This is a genomic window from Micrococcus sp. GbtcB5, assembly GCF_019091605.1.
Lineage (GTDB): Bacteria > Actinomycetota > Actinomycetes > Actinomycetales > Micrococcaceae > Micrococcus > Micrococcus luteus.
The window spans coordinates 1-236 of record NZ_JAGXJK010000479.1 but is presented as its reverse complement, the minus strand read 5'-3'; the positions used below and the strand labels follow the sequence as shown (position 1 = coordinate 236).

At 78.0% G+C, this 236-nt stretch carries 1 pseudogene; it reads right to left on the bottom strand.

From position 1 onward, the window contains the following. A pseudogene (locus tag KVS67_RS13180) lies at positions 1-236 on the bottom strand (bifunctional metallophosphatase/5'-nucleotidase); the annotation flags it as partial.

The following is a 236-nucleotide window of genomic DNA, read 5'->3' as shown; positions in this document are numbered from 1 at the left end:
CCCGGGTGGCCCTCGCCCTTCACGCGGCCCGTGCCCGGGTGGTCGGCGCCCTTGTCCTGGCCCTTGCCATGGCCCTTGCCCGGGTGGGACGGGGCGGGCTGCTCCGGCTCGGTGGGGGACGGGGCCGCGGTGACCACGAGGGCATGGCGCACCTCGGTCGTGCTGCCGTCGGCGTAGCGCACGGACATCACGAGCTCGCCCGTGCCCGCCGCGGCGGGGGCGGTGATCCCGGAGAG